Raw genomic sequence first — 25,659 nt, forward strand, 5'->3', positions numbered from 1 at the left:
CTGGTTACAGCCAATCGATTTTACAATGCCCACTCGGGAAACACCCCCAATGACCCAGAACCACACTCCAGCCAACACCCCTGCTTCCCCGTCTGCGGACGCCAAGAGCCCCCAAGCCCGCAAACCCAACGCTGGAAAATCGCCCGATTCGCTGACCCCTGACGTCAAGATCGCCCACGGCTGGTTGCACACCGCCCGTTTCCTCACCACCGCCCCCCAGCTTGAGCACTTGCCCGCGCTGGACGTGCCCGAGGTAGCCTTTGTCGGCCGCTCCAACGCCGGCAAATCCACCTGCATCAACACCCTGACGCAGCAGAAGCGTCTGGCATTCGCCTCCAAGACACCAGGGCGCACGCAGAGCATCAACCTGTTCTCGCTGGGCAAGCAGGGCATCACCGACGCCGTGCTGGCCGACCTGCCCGGCTACGGCTACGCAGCCGTGCCGCGCGAAGCCAAGCTGCGCTGGCAACGCGTCATGGGCAACTACCTGCTGACGCGCGAGAACCTCAAGGGCGTGGTGCTGCTGATCGACCCGCGCCTGGGCCTGACCGAGCTCGACGAGATCCTGCTGGAAGTGATCCGTCCACGGGTCGAGGAAGGCCTGAAGTTCCTGGTGTTGCTCACCAAGTCCGACAAGCTCAACCATGCCGAGGCGCAAAAAGCGCTGTCGATTGCGCGACTGCAATCTGGCGGCGGCGAAGCCAGACTCTTCTCCGCCCTGAAGAAAAAGGGCCTGGACGAGGTGGCACAGATGCTCTGGCGCTGGACGCATGAAGACGGCCCGGCCGTGGCCGCACCTGTCGCCGAACCCGAACCCGAAGACGAACCGCCCGCCCTCGATTGACGTTGCGCGGGCCCAAGGAGGCTGCGCGCGATGATCGAGACGTTTCAACAAGCCCTGCCGCACGGCATCACGCTGAGCTGCCGGGCTGCGGGCCAGCCGGGCCGGCCGGTTCTCCTGTTTCTCCACGGCTTTCCCGAAGCCGCGTTCGTTTGGGACGAGCTGCTGGCACATTTCGCGCAACCCCAACACGGCGGTTACCGCTGCGTGGCGCCCAACCTGCGGGGCTACGAACACTCCAGCGCGCCCACAGAGATGGCGGCCTACCGCGCCAAGCCGCTGGTGCAGGACCTTGCCGCGCTGATCGATGTCATCACACAGGACAGCCCCACGCCAGGGCAACTCGCGTGTCTGGTGGCGCACGACTGGGGCGGAGCGCTGGCCTGGAGCGTGGCCGCGCAGATGCCGGCGACCATGCGCCAGCTCGCCATCGTGAATGCGCCCCACCCAGCCACCTTCCAGCGCGAACTGGCCAACTCGCCGACGCAACAGGCCTCGAGTGCGTACATGAACTTCCTCGCGCGACCCGACGCGCCAGCGCTGCTGGCAGAAAACGATTTCGCGCGACTGTGGCCCTTCTTCACCAACATGGCGGCCGACAGCGGCCCCATGGCCTGGCTCGATGACGCCACGCGCGAACGCTATCGCGAAGTCTGGAGCCTGGGTCTGCATGGCCCTTGTGCCTACTACGCGGCCTCACCGCTGCGCCCACCCACCACCAGCGATCCTGGCGCCGTGGCAGTGCAGCTGCCGCGCGAGCGCGTGGCGGTCAACGTGCGCACGCTGGTGATCTGGGGACTGGGCGACACCGCCTTGCCAGAAGCTTTGCTGGACGGGCTCGGCGGCTATGTGGCCGACCTGCGCATCGAGCGGGTGCCGGGCGCCACGCACTGGATCGTGCACGAACAGCCCCAGCAGGTGGCAGCACTGATCAGGGCTTTCCTGAAGAACTGAGCAGGGGGATGCTCAAAGGCCGGCGTAGAACGAAGGTTCGCCGTCAGGCCGGGTCTTGAAGCGCTTGTGCACCCAGTAGTACTGCTCGGGCGTGGCTCGGATGAAGCCTTCAAGGTGGGTGTTCATCATGGCCGTGTCGGCCTCCACGTCGCCCGTGGGGTAGTTCGGCCAGGGTGCATGCACCGTCACCTCGTACCCCTCCTTGGTCAAGCGGCTGACCACCGGCACCACGCGTGCCTTGGCCATGCGCGCAAACCGCGAGAGTGAGGTGATGGTGGCGGTCTGCACACCGAAGAAGGGAACGAAGACCGAGTCGCGCGTGCCGTAGTCCATATCGGGCAGCAGGTACAGCGGCAGGCCCTGGCGCAGCGCAGCCACGAGCGGCTTGAGCCCTTGGCGCATGGCCACGATGTGGGGCTCGCCAAAGCGCTGACGGCCTTTGGACATCCAGCGGTCCACGTCGGCGTTGAGCTGCTCGGCGTAGATGCCGCAAAAGCGGCGCTCCAGGTGGGCGGTCAGGGCGGTCCAGCCGGCATCCATGCCCACGAAGTGCGGCGCGAACATGACCGTGGGCTCGTTGCCGGCCAACGCCTGCAGGTCGCCCGTGAGCTTCAGGCGCTGGCGGATGGTCGCATCGCTCGCCTCCCACAGCCAGCTGCGGTCCATCCAGGCTTGGGCGAAAAACACGAAATGCTGGCGCACCGCGCGATTGCGTTCAGCGGCGCTGTGCTCCGGAAAACACAAGGCCCAGTTGGTGCGGGCAATACCGCGGCGGCGCGCCGCGACCGTGTGCAGCACCTGACCGAGCACCCATCCCAGCGCGCGCACCCACGACAAGGGCAGAGCGGCCAACACGCGCATGAAAACCAGCCCCAGCCGATTGGCGATGCCGCCGGGCGGCAACTGGTGGGCGGAGACGGGAATGGGATCGGACATCAGCGCAAGGGCGGTGGGCTCTTGTAACGGTCATATGACCAGAGGTATTGGGCCGGGCATTCTCGCACCAGCGCTTCCATGGCCTGGTTGATCTGCCGCGCCGCCACCAAAGCGTCGCCGGCCAGGGGACCAAACGACCGCACGTGCACCCGGAAACCACGGCCCCAGCTCAGCCGCTCGCCCCAGCTCACCAGGATTTGCGTGTCAGCACTCTGCGCCAAGCGCGCCGAGAGCGTCATGGTGTAGGCGTCGCGCCCGAAAAACGGCGCCCAGACCCCCTGCCCCGCAGGCGGCACCTGATCGGGCAGCAGGCCCACCACATCGCCACCCTTGAGCGCCTTGATGAGTTGTTTCACGCCGGCCAGGTTGGTGGGTGCGGCCAGCAAGCCCGGGCGCTGACGCGCGCCCGCCACCAGATCGCGCAGCCAGGGCTGGCGCGCCGGGCGAAACAGCACCGTCATGGGATGCTGGGCGCCGAAGCGCTGCGCGTAGGCTTGGGCGGTGATCTCGAAGCAGCCCAGGTGCGGCGTCAGGAACAGCACCCCCGAGCCCTGCGCCTGCGCCAGCTCGATGAGCTCGGCACCGTCCCATTCCACCCGCACCGGGCGCCCCAGCCACAGACGGGGCAACTCGGCCACCAGCTTGCCCGCCTCGCCGACGGAAGCCCGCGCGACGTCCGAGGAAATCCCGGCCTGCTTCGCATGGGCGAGCAGGCGACGGCGGTAGCGGCCCGAGAGCAGAAAGCTCACCCAGCCCAGCACCCAGCCCAGCGCGTGCAGCACCGGCAGCGGCAGCAGACTCAAGGTACGAAAAAGGAATTGGATCAGCGAGGCCAAGGCGGTGGTGGGACGGGACGGGGCACGGACCATGGTCTAGAATTCGCCCATCGCCGAGTTACTGAACTAATTGCGGGGCGATTCATAAATTCCGCTAAAGCGTTCGCCGAACTCTGAAGACCGGCAACGCCGATCAACCAACTTGGAGTTTATACATGGCGAACGATTTCCTTTTCACCTCCGAATCCGTCTCTGAAGGCCACCCCGACAAGGTTGCCGACCAGATTTCCGACGCGATCCTTGACGCAATCTTCGAGCAGGACCCACGCAGCCGCGTGGCGGCCGAGACCTTGTGCAACACCGGCCTGGTGGTGCTGGCCGGCGAGATCACGACCAACGCGCACGTTGACTACATCCAGGTCGCGCGTGACACCTTGAAGCGCATTGGTTACGACAACACCGATTACGGCATCGACTACAAGGGTTGTGCGGTGCTGGTCGCCTACGACAAGCAGAGCAACGACATCGCCCAAGGCGTGGACCACGCCAGCGACGACCACTTGAACATCGGCGCGGGCGACCAGGGCCTGATGTTCGGCTACGCGTGCGACGAGACGCCCGAGCTGATGCCCGCGCCCATTTATTACGCCCACCGCCTGGTGGAGCGCCAGGCCCAGTTGCGCAAGGACGGCCGTCTGCCGTTCCTGCGGCCCGACGCCAAGAGCCAGGTGACGATGCGCTACGTGGACGGCAAGCCGCACAGCATCGACACCGTGGTGCTGTCCACCCAGCACAGCCCTGACCAGAGCGAAACCCCCACCAAGATGAAGGCCTCGTTCAATGAAGCCATCATCGAAGAGATCATCAAGCCGGTGCTGCCCAAGGAATGGCTGCAGAACACGCGTTACCTGATCAACCCCACCGGCCGTTTCGTCATCGGTGGTCCGCAAGGCGATTGCGGCCTGACCGGACGCAAGATCATCGTGGATACCTACGGTGGCGCCTGCCCGCACGGGGGTGGTGCGTTTTCCGGCAAGGACCCGTCCAAGGTTGACCGTTCGGCCGCCTATGCCGCGCGTTACGTGGCCAAGAACGTGGTGGCCGCCGGCTTGGCCAAGCAATGCCAGATCCAGGTCGCTTACGCCATCGGCGTGGCCCGCCCGATGAACGTGACCGTTTACACGGAAGGCACCGGTGTGATTTCCGACGAGCAGATCGCAGCCTTGGTGAATGAACACTTTGATCTGCGCCCCAAAGGCATCATCCAGATGCTGGACCTGCTGCGCCCGATCTACACCAAGACCGCCGCCTACGGCCACTTCGGCCGCGAAGAGCCTGAGTTCACCTGGGAGCGCACCGACCGTGCTGCCGCCCTGCGCAAGGCTGCCGGCTTGTAAGCAATCACTTACAAGTCACCAAAAAGCCCCGGTGCGCGAGCCCCGGGGCTTTTTTTCGTCAGAAATGGGCTGGATACACCTCCCATTCCAGCGCTTGCATCCGCTGAATTTTTGTCGCCAGCGTCCGATAAGGAAGTACGAGCAATTCCTTGCCCCGATTCGAACCGACCTGGAGCCCTCCCATGGACACCTCTGCATCGACCACTGAGCAGCAGTTGGCACCCATCACCGACGAACTGCTGGCGGCCCTGAGCGCCGCGCGCGCGCTGTACGACAACGCGCCCTGCGGCCTGTTGGCGCTGGACGCCGATCTGCGCTGCGTGAACGTCAACCAGACCCTGCTGGACTGGCTCGGCATGGACCGGGAAGAGGTGGTCATGTTCATGACGCTCGTGGACCTGGCCGCGCCAGAGTGCTGCAGCCTGGCGTCCACGCATGTGGAGCAACTGTTGATCAGCGGGCGCACCGAGCCGCTGTCGCTGACGTTGCGCCGCGCCAACGGCGACTTCCTGCAAGCCCGACTCACCTCCACTGCGGTCTATGACGCGGAGGGCCAGTTCCTGCACACCAGCACCATGGTGGCGGACCAGGGCAACGTACCGGTCAACCACGTCATCGACGCGCCCAAGGACGCCATCCTGCGCAGCATCACCAACCGCATCCCGGCGCGGCTGGCTTACTACGACAAGAACCTGATCTGCCGCTTTGCCAACAACGCGCACGCCCAGCGCTACGCCAAGGAACCTGAAGACATGGTGGGCTCACACCTGAGCGAGGTGGTGCGCCCCGAGGTGCTGCCTGAAATCATGTCGCGCGTGCTGGCCACGCTCGGGGGCCAGGCGCAAAACTTCGAAGCCGCACGCAAGGGAGCCGACGGCGAGCAGAACTACTTCGATATCCACTACATCCCCGATGTGCAGAATGGTTCGGTCGAGGGCCTGTTCATCGAGCTGCACGACATCACCGAGCGTCGCCGCACCGAAGAATTCGTGTTGCACGCCAACCAGGATCTGGAAGAGCGGGTGCGGGAGCGCTCCGAAGAGCTGTTCGCCAGCGAGCAGCGCTACCGCCTCATGGTCGATGCCATCCAGGACTACTGCATCTATTTCGTGGACGAGACCGGCGCCGTGACCGAATGGACCGAGAGCGCCCAGCGCCTGCACGGCCACCAGCGCTCACAGATCGTCGGCCAGTCGTACGAGACGCTGATGTGCACCGACAACGCCGGCGAAGACGAGGTGGACCCCAGCCAGGTGTTGCGCCTGGCCAAGGACCACGGCCAATGGGAGTCTCGCGGCTGGCGCCTGCGCGAGGACGGCTCGCGCTTCTGGGCGCACACCGTGCTCACCGCGCTGCGAAACGAGGCCGGCGAACTGCAGGCTTTGTCGAGCATCACGCGCGACATGACCGCCGCCAAGAGCCTGGAGGACGTCATGAACGATCTCAACCGCGAGCTCGAAAAACGCGTGGCCGAACGCACACAGCAGCTTGTGGCGGCCAACAAGGATCTGGACGTGTTCTCGCACATGGTCTCGCACGACCTGCGCGCACCGCTGCGCCACATCGCCAGTTTTGTGAGTCTGCTGCAGGAGCAGACCGGTGAATCCACCGACAACCTCGCCCGTCAGTACCAGACCTCGATCGCCAAGGCATCCAAGCGCATGAGCCTGATGATCGAAGGCCTGCTGGAGTACGCGCGCCTGGGCCGTGTGACGATCGAGGCCCAGCCCGTGCCGCTCACGCCGCTGTTGCACGGCGTCGTCGCCCACCTCAAACAAGAAAACCCGCATCGCTCCATTGAATGGTCCATCGATCCGGATCTGCCGTTGGTTCGTGGCGACGCCATGCTGCTGGCTCAGGCCTGGGGCAACCTGCTCGACAACGCAGTGAAGTACACCAGCAAACGCACGGATGCCGTCATCAAGGTGGGCTGGAAGGTCAACCCCATGGGCGGACGCACCTTCTACGTGAGCGACAACGGCGCCGGCTTCGACCTGGAGAAAGCGCACAACCTGTTCGTGATGTTCCAGCGCCAGCACCACTCGATGGACTTCGAGGGCACCGGCACGGGTCTGGCACTGGCGCAACGCATCATCGACCGGCACGGCGGTCGCATCTGGTCGGAAACCGCTCCGGGCGCGGGCTGCACCTTCTACTTCACGCTGCCGCTGGAGAGCATCGAGCCCGACCTGGCTTTCCCGGAACCATCAATGGTCGAACTCACGGCCTGAGGCGCGTCGATCGGTGGGCATGATGCCCGTCGATAATTCGCGCGTGACGTCAACGCCCCTCTTCTCCTTGCAAGGCCGCGTGGCCCTGGTCACCGGCGCCAGCCGTGGCCTGGGCCTGGCCATGGCCCGTGCGCTCGCCGCCCACGGGGCCGAGGTCTGGCTCAATGGCCGTGATGCCGACAGCCTCCAGTTGGCCGTGGAACACACCCGCGCCGCCGGGCCAGCGGCTGGTGGTCTGGCCCACGCACTGCCGTTCGACGTGACCGACGAAGCTGCTGCCACCGCCGCCGTCGCCCGTGTGCTGGCTGAAAGCGGTCGCCTGGACATCCTGATCAACAACGTGGGCCAACGCCGCCGCCAGCCGCTGGACGAGCTGCCCGCCCAGGCCCTGCGCGAGGTGCTGGAGGCCAATCTCGTGTCGGCCTGGCACCTGTGCCGGGAAGCCGCGCGCCCCATGCGCGAACAGGGGTTCGGTCGCATCATCAACGTGACCTCCATCGCCGGGCCGATCGCCCGTGGAGGAGACGCGGCCTACACCACCAGCAAAGGTGCGTTGGAAGCCCTCACCCGCGCCCTGGCGGCCGAACTGGGCCCGCATGGCATCAACGTCAACGCCATTGCCCCGGGCTTCTTTGCCACCGAAGCCAACACAGACATGGTCGAAAACGCCCAGACACTGGCTTGGCTGCAGCAACGCAGCTCGCTCGGCCGTTGGGGCCAACCGGACGAGATCGCGGGGGCCGCCGTGTTTCTGGCCTCACCTGCGGCCAGCTACGTGACCGGGCAGACGCTGGTGGTCGACGGTGGCTATCTGGCCCATTTCTGATTCAGGCGCCGACCGGCCCTGCGCCGTTTGGGGTCAGGTGCAACACGACCTTGCGCGGATCGTCAGCGAGCTGATCCAGCGCGCGATGCAGGCGCTCCATCAGGCGGGTGTCGTCGAGCGACTCGTCGTCTTCGTCGGGCAGCGCTGCAGAGACCAGGCGAAAACGCAGTGGCAGGTCGGTTGGCAGCAAGGGCACCCGCTCCAGTCCCTTGGCCACGATGTGCTGGCCCAGCAGCTTGAGATCCTCGGGCCCCTCGACCAGCATCGCAAAGCGCGTCTCCGTCATGCGGCTGACGGTGTCCACATCGCGCACCACAGCCGACAAGCGTGAGGCGGTCACCACCAGCGACCGGTCACCGGCCTCACGGCCCTCACGCTCGATGATGGCGGCGTGGTTGGACAACTCCACCAGCACCACACCGCAGCGGTGGCCGTAACGGCGAGAACGGCGCAGCGCATCGCGCAGGCGCAGCATGAGCACCGGCGCAATCGTCAAGCCAGTCAGGGGGTCGGTGCTTTCGATCGCACGCAGGCGGGCCCGGTTTTCGCTGAAATCCTTGGCGCGGCGGTGCAGGATGTAGAGCAGGAGCGGGATCTCGATCGCAGAGCCAATCAGCACGGCGTACTGCGTTGCCCAGCTGTCCGGCAGAACTCCGGCACTGCGCAGCGCCGGAAAGGGGTACGCCAGGTGCACCGGCAGGAAACCCAGCGCCATCCAGCCCGCGTAGGTTTCGCCCCGACGCCAGGTCCAGACGCAGAGGCCAAAGCTCAGCAGCACCGACAGCAAGCCATACAGGTTGAGCACGATGAAGGCCGGCCGGTTCAGCAGCAACAGGTAGAGCGCGGGGAACAGCAGGCCGAAAACCGACCACGCGAGCACGAATCGATCAACCCCGCGGTGGTGGCGCGAGACCACGCAAACCTCACGCACGAACCAGATGCCGGACGCCGTCAACCACAGCATGAACACGGCTGGTGCCGCGTCGTTCCATGCGGCATGGTCGGGCCAGAAAAACAAGCCTCCGATGCCGGTGAAGGCGGCCTGAAATCCCAGCATGGACGCCACATAGCAACAGTAGGCGATGAATGCCCTGTCGGCGTACAGGCGCGCATGCACCCAGCCGATGAACAGCACCAGCAGCCCGAAGCCCAGGTAGCCACCCACCATCAGAAAGGTCCACTGGCGCTTCTCCTGCAACTGCCGCTCATCCAGCAAGATCAGGCGCGGGCTCAGTGGCGCGGGCCGGTTCTCCAGCCGCAGCCAGACGGGGCCGGTGGCCTGGGGGTCGAGCGCAAACACCGGCGTCTGGTCCGGGTGAGCCCACTGCGACACCGGCAGGTGATCCCCCGCCTGCTGGGCCGTCCACGCGCCCGACGAGCTCGCGGTGTACAGCGTGGCCTGATTCGTGAAGGCCGCAGCGCTCAGCATCAGGTACCAGCGGCGACCGGCGTCGCGCTGCGACAGATCCAGACGCAGCCACAGCGCTGCGCCATCGAGCTGGAAGCTTTGGTAGCCTTCCATGGTCATGAAATCGCCGGCTGGCCGGCGGGTCACCTCCTCGATGGGCAGGCCACCGGAAGTGTCGATCCAGTGGCGCGCCTGCAAGGTGATGTCGGTCTCGCCGGACGAAGCGCGGGCGAAGTCCGGCCACAGAGCCAACCAGAGACCGCATAACAGGACGGTCAATCCCGCCAGGCGGCGGAACAGGAAAGCAAAACAGGGGGCCGGATCGGGTGATGGGGTAAATCGATCCATCCCAGGATCGTAAATGTTCGCGCCACCCGTCCCGGGATGGCGCGGTCACTTGCTGGCTCACACCAGAAATAAAGCACGGCGGCCTTGAAATGGGTTGCCGTCGCCCTTATCATTAGCACTCGCTGGGGTTGAGTGCTAACAAGCTTTCCCCAAGTGATCGGCGGCATCCGCCCGGTTCCCAGCCGGCACCGCCGACCTGAGCCCCCTTCCCATCCGTTCCATATCCAGGAGATGCAATGAACCTTCGTCCTCTCGGCGATCGCGTGATCGTCAAGCGCATTGACAGCGAAACCAAAACCGCTTCCGGCATCGTCATTCCTGACGCAGCCGCAGAGAAGCCTGACCAGGGCGAGATCCTGGCGGTCGGTCCTGGCAAGAAAAACGACAAGGGCGAACTGGCCGCCATGAACGTCAAGGTCGGTGACCGCGTTCTGTTCGGCAAATACAGTGGCCAGACCGTCAAGGTCGACGGCAACGAACTGTTGGTGATGAAAGAAGACGACCTGTTTGCGGTTGTTGAGAAGTAATTCTTCTCTTTTCTTTCTTTTTAACTGAATTCTGGAGAAATCAACATGGCAGCAAAAGACGTCATTTTCGGCGGCGAAGCCCGCGCACGCATGGTCGAGGGTGTGAACATCCTGGCCAACGCCGTCAAGGTCACCCTGGGCCCCAAGGGTCGCAACGTGGTGCTCGAGCGCTCGTTCGGCGCCCCCACCGTGACCAAGGACGGTGTGTCCGTGGCCAAGGAAATCGAACTGAAGGACAAACTTCAGAACATGGGCGCCCAGATGGTCAAGGAAGTTGCTTCCAAGACCTCCGACAACGCCGGTGACGGCACCACCACCGCTACCGTGCTGGCCCAGGCCATCGTGCGCGAAGGCATGAAGTACGTGGCTGCCGGCATGAACCCGATGGACCTGAAGCGCGGCATCGACAAAGCGGTTACCGCTTTGGTCGCCGAGCTGAAGAAGGCTTCGAAGGCCACCACCACCTCCAAGGAAATCGCCCAAGTTGGTTCCATTTCGGCCAACAGCGACGAAACCATCGGCAAGATCATTGCCGATGCGATGGACAAGGTTGGCAAAGAAGGCGTGATCACCGTCGAAGACGGCAAATCGCTGGAGTCCGAACTCGAAGTCGTCGAAGGCATGCAATTCGATCGCGGCTACCTGTCGCCCTACTTCATCAACAATCCGGAAAAACAATCCGCGATGTTGGACAACCCTTTCGTGCTGCTGTACGACAAGAAGGTCTCCAACATCCGTGACCTGCTGCCCACGCTGGAGCAAGTCGCCAAGGCCGGCCGTCCGCTGCTGATCATTGCCGAAGACGTCGAAGGCGAAGCCCTGGCGACCCTGGTGGTCAACACCATCCGCGGCATCCTGAAGGTCGTGGCTGTGAAGGCTCCTGGCTTCGGCGACCGCCGCAAGGCCATGCTGGAAGACATCGCCATCCTGACCGGCGGCAAGGTCATCGCTGAAGAAGTCGGCCTGACGCTCGAAAAAGTGACCCTGGCTGATCTCGGCTCCGCCAAGCGCGTCGAAGTGAGCAAGGAAAACACCATCATCATCGACGGTGCTGGTGCGGCTGCCGACATCGAAGCCCGCGTCAAGCAAGTGCGCGTTCAGATCGAAGAAGCCACCTCCGACTACGACCGCGAAAAGCTGCAAGAGCGCGTGGCCAAGCTGGCCGGCGGTGTTGCACTGATCAAGGTTGGCGCTGCCACCGAAGTCGAGATGAAGGAAAAGAAAGCCCGCGTGGAAGACGCCCTGCACGCCACGCGCGCTGCGGTGGAAGAAGGCATCGTGGCTGGTGGTGGCGTGGCCCTGCTGCGCGCACGCCAGGCCGCTGGTGTCATCAAGGGTGACAACGCTGACCAGGACGCCGGTATCAAGCTGGTCCTCAAGGCCATCGAAGCCCCCCTGCGCGAAATCGTGGCCAACGCCGGTGGCGAGCCGTCGGTGGTGGTCAACGCCATCCTGGCTGGCAAAGGCAACTACGGCTTCAACGCTGCCAACGACACCTATGGCGACATGATCGAAATGGGCATTCTGGACCCAACGAAAGTGACTCGCACCGCGCTGCAGAACGCCGCTTCGGTGTCCAGCCTGATGCTGACGACCGAAGCCATGGTTGCCGAGTCCCCGAAGGATGACGCGCCTGCCATGGGTGGTGGCGGCATGGGCATGGGCGACATGGGCGGCATGGGCATGTAATTGCTCCTTGCCTGAGGCGCCATGCCGGCGTTGCAAGGGCTTGCAGTGGCGCTGCCACTGTCTACGCCCTTGCGCCTTGGCCTGGTGCCTCATGCTGCGTCGTAGGTGCACCCCGGTGTGCCAAACGACCCCAAGAAAAAACCCCGCGAGTTGCCTCGCGGGGTTTTTTTGTTTCTGCTGTTCGCTCACCCCAAGCATGGGTGCTCGGGCTGGCCGGATGGCGATTTGCTGACGCGAAGCGGCTGATGAGCCGTCCGGCCAGCCCGGGCGCCCATGCGCTCCAGGCCAAAGACAAGAAGCTCAGCGCATCAACGCTTCCAGCTTGATGGTGTCAGCCACAAACGCCCGGATGCCCTCAGCCAGTTTCTCGGTCGCCATCGCATCCTCATTGAGAGCAAAGCGGAAGCTGGCTTCATCGTGGGCTACGAATGGGATGTCCATGGCTTTCGAAGCTTCGGCGTCGAGCGCGCGGCTCAAGGGCGCCTCGCTGGCAGCCAGTTGGGCCAGCAACTCCGGGCTGATGGTCAGCAGGTCGCAGCCGGCCAGCGCCGTGATCTGGCCCACGTTGCGAAAGCTCGCACCCATCACCTCGGTCAGGATGCCGTGCTTCTTGTAGAACTCATAGATGCTGCGCACCGAGCGCACGCCCGGGTCGTTGGGGCCTGCCATCGCGGCCTCATCCCAGCCCGCACCCGCCGACTTCTTGTACCAGTCGTAGATGCGGCCCACGAACGGTGAGATCAGCTGCACCTTGGCCTGCCCGCAAGCCACCGCCTGGGCAAAAGAAAACAACAGGGTGAGATTGGTGCGGATGCCGTCGCGCTCCAACTGTGCTGCCGCCTGGATGCCTTCCCATGTGGAGGCGACCTTGATCAGCACGCGCTCCGCAGACACACCCTCGCTCTGGTACAGCTCGATGATGCGGCGCCCACGGGCCACCGTGGCCTGGGTGTCAAAACTCAATCGGGCGTCCACTTCGGTCGACACGCGCCCCGGAATCAGCTGCAGGATCTCGCACCCGAAACGCACCAGCAGCCGGTTCGTCACTTCGTCCAGCCCTTGTTCACCGTAGGTTGCCACAGCGTCTTTCAGCAAGTGCGCGTACTCGGGTTTTTGCACCGCCTTCAAGATCAGCGATGGGTTCGTCGTGGCGTCGTGCGGGGCAAACGCGGCGATCTGTTTGAAGTCGCCGGTGTCGGCCACCACGGTGGTGAATTGTTTGAGGGCGTCGAGCTGGTTCATGGAACGGATTATCCGACAAGCTTGGTAATAAAATTTCATTCCTTGCTGTCACCAGGTACACCCCCCATGCTCGACCGGATCAAAGCCTCCCTGCCTTCGCTGGCACCCGCCGAGCAACGCGTGGGCAAGCTCGTGCTGCTGGACCCCCGCACTTTTGCCAGCCTGCCCGTGACCGAGCTCGCCGAGCGCTCCCACGTGAGCAAGCCCACGGTGGTGCGCTTCTGCCGCAGCATGGGCTACGACGGCCTGTCCGACTTCAAGCTCAAGCTCGCCGGCACCGTGAGCGAGGGCGTGCCCTTCATCCACCGCAGCGTGGACGTGGACGACAAGACGAGCGACGTGCTGGTCAAGGTCATCGACAACACGGTGGCGGCGTTCCTGAAGTACCGCAACGACGCGTCCAGCCACGCCATTGAAAAGGCGGTGGACGCGCTGGTGGCGACCTACAAGCACAAGGGCCGCATCGAGTTCTACGGCGCGGGCAACTCCGGCATCGTGGCGCAGGACGCACAGCACAAGTTCTTCCGCCTGGGCATCAACGCGATTGCCTACAGCGACGGCCACATGCAGGTGATGAGCGCCTCACTGCTCGGCCCGGGCGACTGCGTGGTGATCGTCTCCAACTCCGGCCGCACGCGCGACCTGATGGACGCCGCCGACATCGCGCGCAAGCACGGCGCCACCGTGATCACCATCACCACCAGCGGCACACCGCTGGCCCAGGCCGGCCACATCCACCTGTCTGCCGACCACCCCGAGGGCTACGACCGTTACAGCCCCATGACCTCACGTCTGATGCACCTGATGGTGATCGACATCGTGGCCACCTGCCTGGCGCTTCGCATCGGCGGCACCAAGCTGCAGCCGCTGCTGAAGGAAATGAAGAACAACCTGCGGAGTAAACGGTATGCGTGATGGTGCGCGTTGCGCACTCGTCACGCACCCCCTGCGCCGCTGACGCGTCTTCCCCCAGAGGGGGACGATGCCTGTGGTCCGGCGTAGCCGGTTCCACGGCATCCTCAGCCTCAAACACGTTGTGCCGGAGGGGAAGCTGGTTTCAGAACATCGCAGAACCGGCTTTGCCGGGCTGCAGATGTTGCCCCCTGGGGGGTGACGCCGCAGGCGGCGCGGGGGGCACCTAAATCCGTCCTTCCTCTACCGCGTGGCAGGCAATACGGATACCGCCCAGCGTCAGCAGGTTGGGTCGTTCGTTACGGCAGCGGTCGTTGGCGTGCGGGCAGCGCGGGTTGAAGGCGCAGCCGGTGGGTGGGTTGAGCGGGTTGGGCACCTCACCTGACACTGGCGTGCGCGCTCTACCCGTGTCGTGCATCTTCGGAATCGCGTCGAGCAGCATGCGCGTGTAAGGGTGGCGCGGGCTGTCGAACAGCGTGTGCTTGGGCGCGAGCTCCACCAGCCGGCCCAGGTACATCACGCCCACCTGGTCGCTCACGTGGCGCACCACAGCAAGGTTGTGGCTGATGAAAAGATACGTCAGGCCGCGCTCGCGCTGCAGGTCCTTCATGATGTTGAGCACCTGCGCCTGCACGCTCACGTCCAGCGCCGAGGTGGGCTCGTCGCACACGAGAAACTCGGGCTGCGTGGCCAGGGCGCGTGCGATCGAGATGCGCTGGCGCTGGCCGCCAGAGAATTGGTGCGGGTACTTCACGCGGTCCAGTGGCGACAGACCGACCGACTTCAACAAGTCGTCGACCCGAGCACGCACGGCGTCCGGCTCGGTCTCGATCTCGTGTTCGCGCAGCGGCTCGGCAATGATGTCTTCCACGCGCCAGCGCGGGTTCAAGCTGGCATACGGGTCCTGGAAGATCATCTGAATGCGGCGGCGCAGCTTGCGCCCTTCGGGCGTCTTGAACGCCGCATGCGCGTCCTGCCCGTCGAACTCGAAACCGCCCCGCGTGGGCTCGTACAGCCCCACGAGCAAACGCGCCACGGTGCTCTTGCCGCAGCCCGATTCGCCCACCAGTGCCAGCGTCTGGCCGCGCGGGATGTCGAAGGACACGCCGTCGACCGCGCGCAGCAGTTGGCGCGGCTGACGTTCAATCACGCGGTTGAGCCAAGGTGCCGAAACGTCGAAGGTTTTGGCCAGGTCGGTGGCACGCACCAGCGGCGCACCGGTGGCCGCCTCGGTGGTGGCGGCGGACACCGCTGCGTGCGTCTGGGCTGTCTGCGACCGGACCGCCTGAGCCTGCACGGCCCGCTCGAACATGTCGTCGCTCATTGGCTAACCTCCGTGCTGTGCACTGCGGTGCGAGCTGGCTTGGCGCGGCCCGGCGCGGCGCTCATGCAGCAACTCCGGTGGTGGCGTGCAGCCAGCAGGCCGCGCGCGTGGCGCCGGCCACCAGCAAATCGGGTCGATCCACATGGCAGCGGTCGAACACCCTTTCGCAACGCGGGTTGTAGGCACAGCCTGTTGGAATCGCATTGAGACGCGGCATCGCGCCGTCGATCTGGTGCAGTCGCTCGCGGTCCATGCTCATGTCGGGAATGCAGGCCATCAGACCTGCGGTGTATGGATGGGCTGGGTGGTTGATGACCTCGTGCACCGGGCCGATTTCGGCAATGCGCCCGGCGTACATCACGGCCACGCGGTCGCAGGTTTCGGCGATCACACCCATGTCGTGGGTGATCAGCATCACCGCCGCGCCGCGCTGTTTGCAGATGGTCTTGAGCAGCGTGATGATCTGCGCCTGGATCGATACGTCGAGCGCTGTGGTGGGTTCATCGGCCACGATCAGCTGCGGCTCGGCCGCGAGCGCCAACGCGATCACCACCCGCTGGCGCATGCCGCCACTGAACTGGTGGGGGAAATGGTCGATGCGCTGCTCAGCGGCCGGTATGCCGGTGTCCTTGAGCAGGTCGATGGCACGCTTGCGCGCCTCGGCCTGCGTAACAGGCAGGTGGGTGGTGATGGTCTCGATGAGCTGGCGGCCCACCGAGTAAAGGGGGTTGAGCGAGGTCAGCGGGTCCTGGAAGATCGCGCCGATCTTGCGCCCGCGCACCTTGCGCATCTCTTCGTGCGGCAGGTTGTCGATGCGCTGGCCATGCAGCAGGATCTCACCCGAGGCCACACGGCCCGGTGGTTCGAGCAGGCCGATGATGGAGGCGCCCGTGAGCGACTTGCCCGCGCCGGACTCGCCCACCACACCGAGGATTTCACCCGGTGCGATGTCGAAGGAGATGTCGTCGAGGGCGCGCAGCGTGCCACGTCGGCCGGGGAACTCGACAACCAGGTTCTTGACTTGAAGGAGGCTCATGTTGTTATCGGAGTCGCGGATTCAAAGCATCGCGCAGCCAGTCGCCCAGCAGGTTCACGCTGAGTGCAATCAGCACCAGCATGGCGCCCGGGAAGATGGTGATCCACCACTCTCCGGAAAACAGGTAGTCGTTGCCCACGCGGATGAGCGTGCCCAGTGACGGCGAGGTGGGCGGCGCGCCCACGCCCAGGAACGACAGCGTGGCCTCGGTGATGATGGCCGTGGCCACCTGAATGGTGGCGAGCACCAGCACCGGACCCATGACGTTGGGCAGCACGTGGCTGCGCATGATGCGCAACGGCGCCACGCCGGTCACGCGGGCCGCCTGCACGTATTCCTTGTTACGCTCCACCAGCGTGGAGCCACGCACGGTGCGCGCGTACTGCACCCAGCCGGTGAGCGTGATCGAGATGATGAGCACGCCGAAAGCCAGCGCTTCATGCGCATTGGGAAACAAGGCACGACCCACACCAGCAATCAACAGAGCCACCAGGATGGCGGGGAAGGACAACATCACGTCGCACAGGCGCATGAGCAGGCTGTCGACCCATCCGCCCAGGAAACCGGCGGCCAGGCCAAACGACACGCCGATCACCACCGAGAGCACCACCGAGGCCAGCCCCACCGCCAGCGAGATGCGCGCGCCGTACATGAGGGCAGAGAGGATGTCGCGGCCCTGGTCGTCGGTGCCCAACAAGAAGTTGCGCGACCCCTCGGGGCTCCAGGCCGGCGGCAAGCGCGCATTGGAGAGCTCGAGCGTGGCGAGGTCGAACGGGTTGTGCGGCGCCACCCAGGGCGCAAACACGGCGCAGAAGATGCAGATGAACGCGATCACCGCCGCCACGATGGCGGTCGGTGAATTGCGGAAGCTGTGGCCGACATCGCTGTCGAGCCCTCTTTTGATGAAACTGATCACGTGGGGAACCTGTTTGGAATCAATGCCGCCGCAAGACTGAGGGCTCGCGGCGGCAGGGCCGGCTCACTTCGCCGGACTCACCGACATGTAGCGGAAGGGCATGAAGTTGTCGGCCATCTGGACCAGCTCCACGTTGCTGGCCACACCCCAGGCCAGCGCCTGCTGGTGCAGTGGGAGGTGACCGATGTCGTCGGAGTGCAGCTTGAAAGCCTGCTTGATCAAGGCGTCGCGCTTGCCCTTGTCGGTTTCAGACTGGATCTGCACGGTCAATTCGTCGACCTTGGGATTGCAGTACGCCCCCAGATTGAACTGGCCACTGCCTTTGTCGTCGACGCAGCGCATCAGCGCGTTCAGCGCGTTGTGCGAGTCATAGGTGCCGGGGGTCCAGCCCAACATGTAGAAGCTGGTGTCGCGCCGGAGGATCTTGGGGAAGTAGGTGCCCTTGGTCTCGGCCTGCAGGTTGATCTTCACCCCGATGCGGGCGAGGTTGGCCGCCACCGCTTCGCAGATCGCACCGTCGTTCACGTAGCGGTCGTTGGGGCAGTTCATGGCCACTTCAAAGCCGTTCGGGTAACCGGCCTCGGCCAGCAGCTTCTTGGCCGCTTCCGTGTCATAAGGCAGGCGCGCATTCATCGCCTCGTCAAAGCCGTTGATGCCGGGGCCCACCAAAAGCGCGGTGGGCTTGGAAGCGCCGCGCATCACGGTGCGCTGAATGCCGTTCATGTCGATCGCCTGGTAGAAGGCCTGGCGCACGCGCTTGTCTTTGAACGGGTTCTTGCCCTTGACGTTCGAATACAGCAGTTCGTCACGCTTCTGGTCCATGCCCAGGAAAATGGTGCGCAGCTCCGGGCCTTGCATCACCTTGCTCTTGCCGCTGGCGTTGATGCGCGCGATGTCCTGCAGCGGCACCGGTTCGATCACATCCACCTGACCCGAGAGCAAAGCCGCCACGCGGGTGGAGTCGTTGCCGACCGGGGTGTATTCCACGTTCACGACGTTGCCTTCGATCTTCCCCCAGTAGTTGCCGTTGCGCACGAAGCTGGTCTTGACGTTGGGCTGGCGCTCGCGCAGGCGAAACGGACCCGTGCCGTTGGCGCGAAACGAGGCCGCGTTCTCAATGCCCTTGCGGCGGTCCACCGGGCGCGTGGCCTGGTTCTCTTCGGACCACTTCTTGTTCATGATGAACAGCAGCGAGAGCACGTCGGGCAGGATCGGGAATGGTCCCTTGGTTTCGATGTCGACCGTGAAGTCGTTGACCTTGCGGACTTCCTTCACATCGTTGGTGTAGCTCTTCATGTCCGAGCCTTCGCCCGAGGCACGCGCGAAGGTGAACAGCACGTCGTCAGCGGTGAACGGCGCACCGTCGTGAAACTTCACGCCCTTGCGCAGTTCGAAACGCCACACGCTGGGCGAGGCCTGCTTCCAGCTGGTGGCCAATGCCGGCACCAGCTTCAGGTTCCTGTCGCGGCCCACCAGCGGCTCGTAGACGTTGCTCGTCACGCTGAGCTGCAGCGTTTCGTTGAGCGAATGCGGATCCATGGAGAGCGCATCGCCCTGGTTGCCGACGCGGACGGTCTGCGCGCTGGTTGAGCCCACGGCGAAGGCCGCAGACATCACCAGACCACTGACCAGTCTCTTGTTGAACTTCATGCATCACTCCTTGCGTGGTTGGAAACTGTTGAATTCGATAGAGCGGGTTTGGCATGGCCATCGGCCAGCGGCATGCCATGCTCAATCAGGCCGGCGTGCAGCGCCGCGCCCAGAGGCAACACCTCGTCGTTGAAATCGTAGCGGCTGTTGTGCAGGTAGCACCCACCCATGCCGCTCTCCAGGCCTTGCCCCAGTCGCAGATAGGCACCGGGTTTGGCCTGCAGCATGAACGAAAAATCTTCAGCGCCCATGCTCGGGTCCATGTTGCGGTCCACGTGGTCGTGGCCCAGCAGCTTCTGCGCCACGTCGGCCGCAAAGCGCGCCTCGGCGGCGCTGTTGATCGTGGCCGGGTAGATGCGCTCGTACTTGACATGGGCCGCAGCGCCCAGGCCCAGCGCCACGCCCGAACACACCTCTTGCAAGCGCTGCTCGATCATGTTCTGCACCTCGGCGTGGAAGGTGCGCACCGTGCCCACCAGCGTGGCCTTGCCCGGCATCACGCTGAAGGCACCCATGTCACCGGCCTGCATCGCGCAGATGCTGATGACCGCGCTGTCGATGGCGCGCACGTTGCGCGAAACGATGCTCTGCACCGCGGTGATGATGTGTGCGGAGACCAGCACCGGGTCCACCGTCTGGTAAGGGTGCGCGCCATGGCCGCCCTTGCCGGTGATCTCGATGGTGATGCGGTCGGCCGACGCCATCATGGGGCCGGGGTTCACACCCACGGTACCTGGTTTCATCTGCGGCCAGTTGTGCATGCCGTAGACCGACTGCACCGGGAAGCGCTCGAACAGGCCGTCTTCGATCATGGCCTTGGCGCCGGCAAAACCTTCTTCACCGGGCTGGAAGATCAACACGGCCGTGCCATCGAACTGCCTTGTTTCGGCCAGGTAGCGGGCGGCCCCCACCAGCATGGTGGTGTGGCCGTCATGACCGCAGCCGTGCATCATCCCGGGCTTGGTGGACTTCCACGCAAAGTCGTTGTGTTCGGTCATGGGCAACGCGTCCATGTCGGCGCGCAGACCGATCATGCGGCCGCTCTCGCGGCGCTGGCCGTGAATGACCGCCACCACACCGGTCTTGCCGATGCCGGTGTGGATCTCGTCCACACCGCACACCTTGAGCGATTCAACGACGCGCTTCGCGGTGTAGTGCTCTTCGAAGCCGATCTCCGGGTGCGCGTGGAGATCACGACGCAGCGCGGTGAGCTCGGGATGGAATGCGACGATGTGCGCGAATGCGCGGCCGTGGGCCTTGATGCGAGAGGTCAACATGGCGGTGTGAAGCTCAATGTCCACCCGATTTTTCGGCGCGCAAGCGTGGGTCGACAGCGAAGTACAACAAGTCCACGATCAGGTTGATCACGACGAAGATCAGCGCGATCAGGCAGAGGTAGGCGGCCATCACCGGGATGTCGGCAAAGGTGACCGCCTGGATGAACAGCAAGCCCATGCCTGGCCACTGAAACACCGTCTCGGTGATGATGGCAAACGCAATCAGACCGCCCAACTGCAGACCCGTGATGGTCATCACCGGCACCAGCGTGTTCTTCAGCGCGTGGCCGAAATGCACGGCGCGGTCGGTGAGGCCCCGGGCGCGGGCGAACTTGATGTAGTCGGTGCGCAGCACTTCCAGCATCTCGGCGCGCACCAGTCGCATGATCAGCGTGAGCTGGAAGATCGCCAGCGTGATGGCTGGCAGAGTGATGTGCAACCAGCCCTTGGCGGTGAGCAACCCGGTGGACCACCAGCCGAGTTGCACAACGTCACCGCGACCGAAGCTGGGAAACCAACCCAGGTTCACGGCGAACACCAGGATCAGCAGGATGCCGATCAGGAACGTGGGCAGCGACACACCGAGCAAGGACACGGTCATGAAAAACTGGCTCATGAACGTGCCTCGCTTGAGCGCGGCGTAAACCCCCATCGGGATACCGACAGCCAGCGCGAGCACGGCGGCCACCATGGCCAACTCCAGCGTGGCCGGGAACCGCTCCGTGATCAGGCGTGACACCTTGGCTCCCTGGCGCAGACTCAGGCCGAATTCGCCCTGTACCGCGTTGGCGAGGAAATGCCAGAACTGCACGAAGAAGGGCTGATCCAGGCCGAGGTCGGCCCGCAACTCGCGGACCTGCTCGGCCGTGGCGTCCTGCCCCAGCAGGAACACAACAGGGTCGCCCACGTACTGGAACAGCATGAACGCGATCAGCGCTACGCTGATCATGACGATCACGGCTTGCGCCAGTCGCCGGAGAATGAATGCAAACATCGTGGGTACAAATGAAGAGAGGGTCGCAACCCGAGGTGAGCGACCCTCTGCAGATGGGCTGAAATCAGTTTACCTTGATCAGACGCCAGTCCAGCCGGTTGTCGGCGCGGTGCACCACGTCAATGTTCTTCTTCATCGCCCACGGAATCACCTGGTTGTGCAGCGGGATATGCGCGACGTCCTCATTCTGGAGGGCCAGCGCCTTGGTCAGCAGTTCGGTGCGCAGCTTCAGGTCGGTTTCCTTCTTGGTGCGCTCCACCAGCGCATCCATCTGCGGGTTGCTGTAGCGTCCCACGTTGTAGTTGCCGTCACCGCCCGCGCCCACCGAGCGCACCAGCGACTGCAGGCTGTACAGCGCATCAAACGTCGGCACGCCCCACCCCAGCATGTAGATGCTGGCTTCGTAGCGCTGAATCATCGGGAAGTAGGTCGACAGCGGCAGCGTGCGCAGCTTGGCTTTCACGCCGATGCGCGCCCACATGGCCGTCACAGCCTGGCAAATCTGCTCGTCGTTGATGTAGCGGTTGTTCGGGCAAGCAAAGTCCACTTCGAAGCCGTCCTTGTAGCCGGCATCGGCCAACAGCTTTTGCGCCGCAGCCACGTCGAACGGATGGCGCTTGTGCACGGCGTCCGTCCAACCGTTCACCTGTGGCGCCACCAACGCACCAGTGGGTTGGCCCAGTCCGCGCAGCGTCACGCGGGCAATGGTGTCCATGTCGATCGCCTGGTAGAGCGCCCTGCGAACGCGCTGGTCCTTCAGCGGGTTTTTGCCTTTGATGTTGCTACCGGGCAATTCGGTGCGGAACTGGTCCATGCCGAAAAAGATGGTGCGGTTCTCAATCCCGTCGATCACTTTCAAAGTGCCCTCGGAGCGCACCCGCGGCAGATCTTGCGGGCTGGGGTCGAGCACCAGATCCACCTCGCCGGACAACAGCGCGGCCATGCGCGTGGCCACCGCTTTCACCGGCGTGTAGATCACCTCGGTCACGTTGCCTTCAGACTTGCCCCACCAGTTCGGGTTGCGCGTGAGCACCATCTTCTGGTCAGGCTGCCACTCTTTCAACACAAACGGACCAGTGCCGTTGGCATTGCGGTGGGCAAAGTTTTCGTCTTGCGTCTTGATGTCTTTGGGAGAGGTCGAGTTGTTCTTCTCGGCCCAGGCCTTGCTCATCATGCGCAGCTCGGTGAGCTGGTTCAGCAGCACCGGGTTGGGATCCTTGGTGAAGATGTCGATGGTGTTGGCATCCACCTTGACCACCTTGTCGATGCCTTGGGCGTAGATGCCGAAGTTCGACGTCTTGGTCATGGCTCGCTCGAGCGAGAACACCGCATCGTCGGCCGAGAACGTGGAACCATCGTGGAACTTCACGCCGGTGCGCAAATTGAGGCGCAGCTGCGTGGGCGTGACTTGCTTCCACGCCGTGGCCAAGATGGGCTCGGGCTTGAAGGTCTTGCTGTTGTAGTACACCAGCGACTCGTACACCGACGCGTGAATGCCATTGGCCAACGCGTTGTTCTGCGAGTGAATGTCCCAGGTCGGGATGTCGCTGGCGCTGGTCCACTTGAAGGTCTTGGCGTGTAGGCCACCCGCGGTCACCGAGAGCGCCACTGTCAATGCGGCCAAGCGGAAATAGGTAAAGGTTGAATGCATGGAAGTACCCTGGTCAGTAATAACGAACAAGGACTATGCAACAAACGTTCCCGCCTCCGAACCGGGGTAACCCGCATCGAAGGTGCAAACAAGTCTCGGATCAACGCGCGGGTGCCACGCTCTCCAGCGTCAGCGCACCGTACCAGGCCGTGAGGGTGCTGCCGGTGTTGTCGGTGTCGGTCATCAGGGCCACCAGACGCAGCGGCCCGGGCTCTTCGCCGAAGGCCTGTCGATAGTCCGCCTGCACGTCACGCACATGGTCGCGCCAGCGACCCAACTGGCTTGGACCGCTGTCGAGCACCAGTTTGCGTATTCGATCGGTGCGCGGATTCACCACCACGGTGCCTGGGGCCTCCTTGCTGCCCCACACATACATCAAGGTGGCATAAGGCAACTCCTCGCCCGTGAGCAGGCGACTCATTTCAGAGAGCCTGTGCATCTTGGGCGTCCAGCGCGTGCGGTCGCCCTCAAACCCCAAGACGATGCCCACCGGAGAGTCAGATGCGTCGGCCTTCGCCAGATCGGCCCCCAACGGCAATGCATCCACCTTCCACGAAAATGCCAAGCGCCCCGGCGCGAGCAAGCTGGGCTCAAACCGGCGTCGAAAAATGCTCACAGAGTTGTCCGCCTTGACGCGCAACGACGGCCGCGCCAACACATCCGCCGGCTCATACGCCACGTAGCGCTTGCCCGGCAAGGCAAACGGTTGCCACGCCTGCGTGCTGGGCGGTGTGGTCAACAGCCGCGTTGCTGCCCGGTTCAACGCCAGCTGGCGCCTTGAAGCAACCACCTCGGCGTCGCTGTCGCCCCGTTCGGGCGGTACCGCGCAGGCCGCCACACCCAGGGCGAGAAAAAGCGCTACCAACCAACGCCCATGCCTGGAAGCGCGAACAAAGGTGCGAGGACGTGAAAAAGGCAGGCGATGGCGCATGTTGCAAACAGGTCAAAAAGGACTAATAAATTCTGTTCAAAGCGATGTTTTTGTAATTGTTTTGATTTAAATTTCAAACCCGAAGCCTGCCCTCAGGTTTCCGCGGCAGACCCGACATTGCAAACCAGCCGTTCGAGTCTGGCGCGTTCACACCACTTCAAAAACGGAGGACTCATGTTCAAGAAATTTCTGGCCAGCTCGCTGGCATTGCTCGCAGCAGCCAGCTTCGCTGCCGTCGACATCAACAAGGCCACCCCGGCCGACCTCGACAGCATCAAAGGCATCGGCCCCAGCACGTCCACCAAGATCCTCGACGCACGCAAGACGTCACCATTCAAAGACTGGGCCGATCTCATTCAGAGGGTACCCGGCATTGGTGACAAACGCGCAGCCAAGCTGTCCTCGGAAGGTCTGACCGTGAACGGTGACGCATTCAAGCCCTCGGACAAGCCCGCGGCTGAGAAAAAGGCCTCAGACAAGAAGCCCGCCGCCGCCAAGTGATCGACATGTCACACCCATAAAAAAAGCCACCCGGCATGCCGGGTGGCTTTTTTGGCTGATTACAGTTCCGAAGAACCGAGATCAGAAGCGGTGCTGGATACCAACAGCGTACAGGCGGTTCTCGTCAGTCTTCACGCCAGCAGCATCTTCATCCTTGGTGCTGACCACGCCACCGTAGACCTTGGTGCGCTTGGAGAGCTTGTACTCAACAGCGATGCCGAAGCCTGCACGCTCGGAATCACCGGCTGCTGCGTTGTCATCAGACATGGCGTAGCTGGCCGACAGCGTCAGCGCTGGCGACAGAGGCACATCGACGCCGACTTGGTAGTCGTTGGTCTTGAAAGAACCGTACTTGGCGTTGCCGACGCTTGCCAGGATCTTGGCCACACCCAGATCATAAGAACCGCCGAGGTGCGTCAGCTTGAGGTCGTTCACAAAACCAGGGACCACAACACCGTTCTGCACTTGGTAAGCAAGGTTCGCGGCGACCGGGCCAGCGGCGTACGACAAGCTGAAGTCGGTCACATCAGTGTTGGCCGTGGTGTTTTCGTCCAGGCCGTGCGTGAAGCCGGCGCTGAAACCACCAAAGTCGTTCGACTGGTACTTGATGGCATTGCGCGGACGGTCAACGTAGCTACCGTTCACAGCAGCAACATAACCGGCAGGCGAGAACACGGAGTCGAAAGCTGCGTTCGAAGCGCCGAGCACATCGTCCATGGACGACCACACGTTGCCGAAGGTCACGGTACCGAAACCACCAGCCAGACCAACATACGATTGGCGATTGAACGAAGTAGAAGCACCGTTGAAGGTGTTCGCAACACCCGTATCAGCTGAGAAGCCTTGTTCCAGCGCGAAAACGGCTTTCAAACCACCGCCCAGATCTTCAGAGCCTTTCAGGCCGAAACGGCTGCCATTGAAGCCACCAGAGTCCAGTCGGGTCACCGAAGACGCACCAATGCCGGACTTGGAAGAACCGAGGTACACATCAACAATACCGTAGAGGGTCACGGAAGACTGTGCTTGTGCAACGCCAGCAACCGAACCGAGAACTGCCAGGGCAATCAGGGATTTTTTCATGGAGATTTCCTTAAAAGTACCGCGGTGCAACACCACGAGTTAATAAAACCGACTTGTGGATGTTATGGGCGAACGGAGGTACAGGTAAGGGTAAGCCCTGAAAAACCGGGCGAATCGGGCTCAGTTCGTTGTCGCCTTGCAACAGCACGGCTTCTGCAAGCCGACAACCCGAGCTTGAGCGCGACGGGCAAAAAAAAACCGCCTGTCATGAA

General features: G+C 63.6%; 22 protein-coding genes. 9 read left to right on the top strand and 13 right to left on the bottom strand.

Annotation, left to right across the window (positions count from 1 at the left end):
* Positions 1–49 precede the first annotated feature (49 nt).
* Positions 50–844 (top strand): ribosome biogenesis GTP-binding protein YihA/YsxC, encoded by a 795-nt coding sequence (gene yihA / locus IV113_RS17155; protein WP_291087327.1) that lies wholly within the window; start codon positions 50–52, stop codon positions 842–844.
* 30 nt (positions 845–874) lie between these two features.
* Positions 875–1,795, top strand: coding sequence for an alpha/beta fold hydrolase (locus IV113_RS17160; RefSeq protein ID WP_291087329.1), 921 nt, complete (start codon positions 875–877; stop codon positions 1,793–1,795).
* Positions 1,796–1,807: 12 nt separating this feature from the next.
* Here the strand turns inward: IV113_RS17160 and IV113_RS17165 are convergent, their stop codons facing one another.
* A complete protein-coding gene (locus IV113_RS17165) occupies positions 1,808–2,731 on the bottom strand; it encodes a lipid A biosynthesis acyltransferase (protein WP_291087331.1) in 924 nt (307 codons plus the stop codon).
* Complete coding sequence (locus IV113_RS17170) at positions 2,731–3,600, bottom strand: lysophospholipid acyltransferase family protein (RefSeq protein WP_291087333.1); 870 nt, start codon at positions 3,598–3,600, stop codon at positions 2,731–2,733. The genes IV113_RS17165 and IV113_RS17170 overlap by 1 nt, the downstream gene beginning before the upstream one ends.
* Positions 3,601–3,722: 122 nt before the next feature.
* On the opposite strand from IV113_RS17170, the gene metK reads away from it, so the two are divergent.
* The 3 genes from metK to IV113_RS17185 all read left to right on the top strand — a co-directional run bounded on the left by metK (position 3,723) and on the right by IV113_RS17185 (position 7,961).
* Positions 3,723–4,904, top strand: a complete 1,182-nt coding sequence (gene metK, locus IV113_RS17175) for a methionine adenosyltransferase (RefSeq protein WP_291087335.1) — start codon at positions 3,723–3,725, stop codon at positions 4,902–4,904.
* Between the two features lie 182 nt (positions 4,905–5,086).
* A complete protein-coding gene (locus IV113_RS17180) occupies positions 5,087–7,135 on the top strand; it encodes a PAS domain S-box protein (RefSeq protein ID WP_291087337.1) in 2,049 nt (682 codons plus the stop codon).
* Positions 7,136–7,157: 22 nt separating this feature from the next.
* Positions 7,158–7,961, top strand: coding sequence for an SDR family oxidoreductase (locus IV113_RS17185; RefSeq protein WP_291087440.1), 804 nt, complete (start codon positions 7,158–7,160; stop codon positions 7,959–7,961).
* A 1-nt stretch (position 7,962) separates the two neighbouring features.
* On the opposite strand, the gene IV113_RS17190 is transcribed toward IV113_RS17185, so the two are convergent.
* Positions 7,963–9,717, bottom strand: a complete 1,755-nt coding sequence (locus tag IV113_RS17190; protein ID WP_291087339.1) for a 7TM diverse intracellular signaling domain-containing protein — start codon at positions 9,715–9,717, stop codon at positions 7,963–7,965.
* A gap of 236 nt (positions 9,718–9,953) precedes the next feature.
* Here IV113_RS17190 and groES point away from each other — a divergent pair, with 236 nt between their 5' ends.
* Positions 9,954–10,244 (top strand): co-chaperone GroES, encoded by a 291-nt coding sequence (groES, locus tag IV113_RS17195; RefSeq protein ID WP_056268329.1) that lies wholly within the window; start codon positions 9,954–9,956, stop codon positions 10,242–10,244.
* Between the two features lie 45 nt (positions 10,245–10,289).
* Positions 10,290–11,933, top strand: a complete 1,644-nt coding sequence (gene groL, locus IV113_RS17200) for a chaperonin GroEL (RefSeq protein WP_291087343.1) — start codon at positions 10,290–10,292, stop codon at positions 11,931–11,933.
* Between the two features lie 300 nt (positions 11,934–12,233).
* Here the strand turns inward: groL and tal are convergent, their stop codons facing one another.
* On the bottom strand, positions 12,234–13,175 hold the full coding sequence (gene tal / locus IV113_RS17205; RefSeq protein ID WP_291087345.1) for a transaldolase: 942 nt from the start codon (positions 13,173–13,175) through the stop codon (positions 12,234–12,236).
* Positions 13,176–13,241: 66 nt separating this feature from the next.
* Here tal and IV113_RS17210 point away from each other — a divergent pair, with 66 nt between their 5' ends.
* The gene (locus IV113_RS17210) at positions 13,242–14,090 is read left to right on the top strand and encodes an SIS domain-containing protein (RefSeq protein ID WP_291087347.1); all 849 of its coding nucleotides are present in this window, start codon (positions 13,242–13,244) and stop codon (positions 14,088–14,090) included.
* A gap of 223 nt (positions 14,091–14,313) precedes the next feature.
* Here the strand turns inward: IV113_RS17210 and IV113_RS17215 are convergent, their stop codons facing one another.
* From IV113_RS17215 to IV113_RS17250, 8 genes are all read right to left on the bottom strand, one after another.
* Positions 14,314–15,411, bottom strand: coding sequence for an oligopeptide/dipeptide ABC transporter ATP-binding protein (locus IV113_RS17215; RefSeq protein ID WP_291087349.1), 1,098 nt, complete (start codon positions 15,409–15,411; stop codon positions 14,314–14,316).
* 61 nt (positions 15,412–15,472) lie between these two features.
* Positions 15,473–16,447, bottom strand: a complete 975-nt coding sequence (locus IV113_RS17220; protein WP_291087352.1) for an ABC transporter ATP-binding protein — start codon at positions 16,445–16,447, stop codon at positions 15,473–15,475.
* Positions 16,448–16,451: 4 nt separating this feature from the next.
* A complete protein-coding gene (locus IV113_RS17225) occupies positions 16,452–17,363 on the bottom strand; it encodes an ABC transporter permease (RefSeq protein WP_291087355.1) in 912 nt (303 codons plus the stop codon).
* 63 nt (positions 17,364–17,426) lie between these two features.
* A complete protein-coding gene (locus IV113_RS17230; RefSeq protein ID WP_363318637.1) occupies positions 17,427–19,013 on the bottom strand; it encodes an ABC transporter substrate-binding protein in 1,587 nt (528 codons plus the stop codon).
* Entirely contained in the window at positions 19,010–20,290 is a 1,281-nt protein-coding gene (locus IV113_RS17235; RefSeq protein WP_291087358.1) for a M20 aminoacylase family protein, read from the bottom strand. The genes IV113_RS17230 and IV113_RS17235 overlap by 4 nt, the downstream gene beginning before the upstream one ends.
* Before the next feature lie 13 nt (positions 20,291–20,303).
* Positions 20,304–21,284, bottom strand: a complete 981-nt coding sequence (locus tag IV113_RS17240) for an ABC transporter permease (RefSeq protein WP_291087360.1) — start codon at positions 21,282–21,284, stop codon at positions 20,304–20,306.
* A gap of 64 nt (positions 21,285–21,348) precedes the next feature.
* Positions 21,349–22,935 carry an ABC transporter substrate-binding protein gene (locus IV113_RS17245; protein ID WP_291087363.1) on the bottom strand — a complete coding sequence of 529 codons (1,587 nt, stop codon included), beginning with the start codon at positions 22,933–22,935 and terminating at the stop codon, positions 21,349–21,351.
* A gap of 100 nt (positions 22,936–23,035) precedes the next feature.
* Entirely contained in the window at positions 23,036–23,800 is a 765-nt protein-coding gene (locus IV113_RS17250) for a DUF3047 domain-containing protein (protein WP_291087366.1), read from the bottom strand.
* Between the two features lie 240 nt (positions 23,801–24,040).
* Here IV113_RS17250 and IV113_RS17255 point away from each other — a divergent pair, with 240 nt between their 5' ends.
* A complete protein-coding gene (locus tag IV113_RS17255; protein WP_291087369.1) occupies positions 24,041–24,367 on the top strand; it encodes a helix-hairpin-helix domain-containing protein in 327 nt (108 codons plus the stop codon).
* An 81-nt stretch (positions 24,368–24,448) separates the two neighbouring features.
* Here IV113_RS17255 and IV113_RS17260 read toward each other — a convergent pair whose 3' ends face one another.
* Positions 24,449–25,447 (bottom strand): porin, encoded by a 999-nt coding sequence (locus tag IV113_RS17260; protein ID WP_291087372.1) that lies wholly within the window; start codon positions 25,445–25,447, stop codon positions 24,449–24,451.
* Positions 25,448–25,659 lie beyond the last annotated feature (212 nt).

The sequence above is a fragment of the Hydrogenophaga sp. genome (genome assembly GCF_018780385.1).
Classification (GTDB): domain Bacteria; phylum Pseudomonadota; class Gammaproteobacteria; order Burkholderiales; family Burkholderiaceae_C; genus Hydrogenophaga.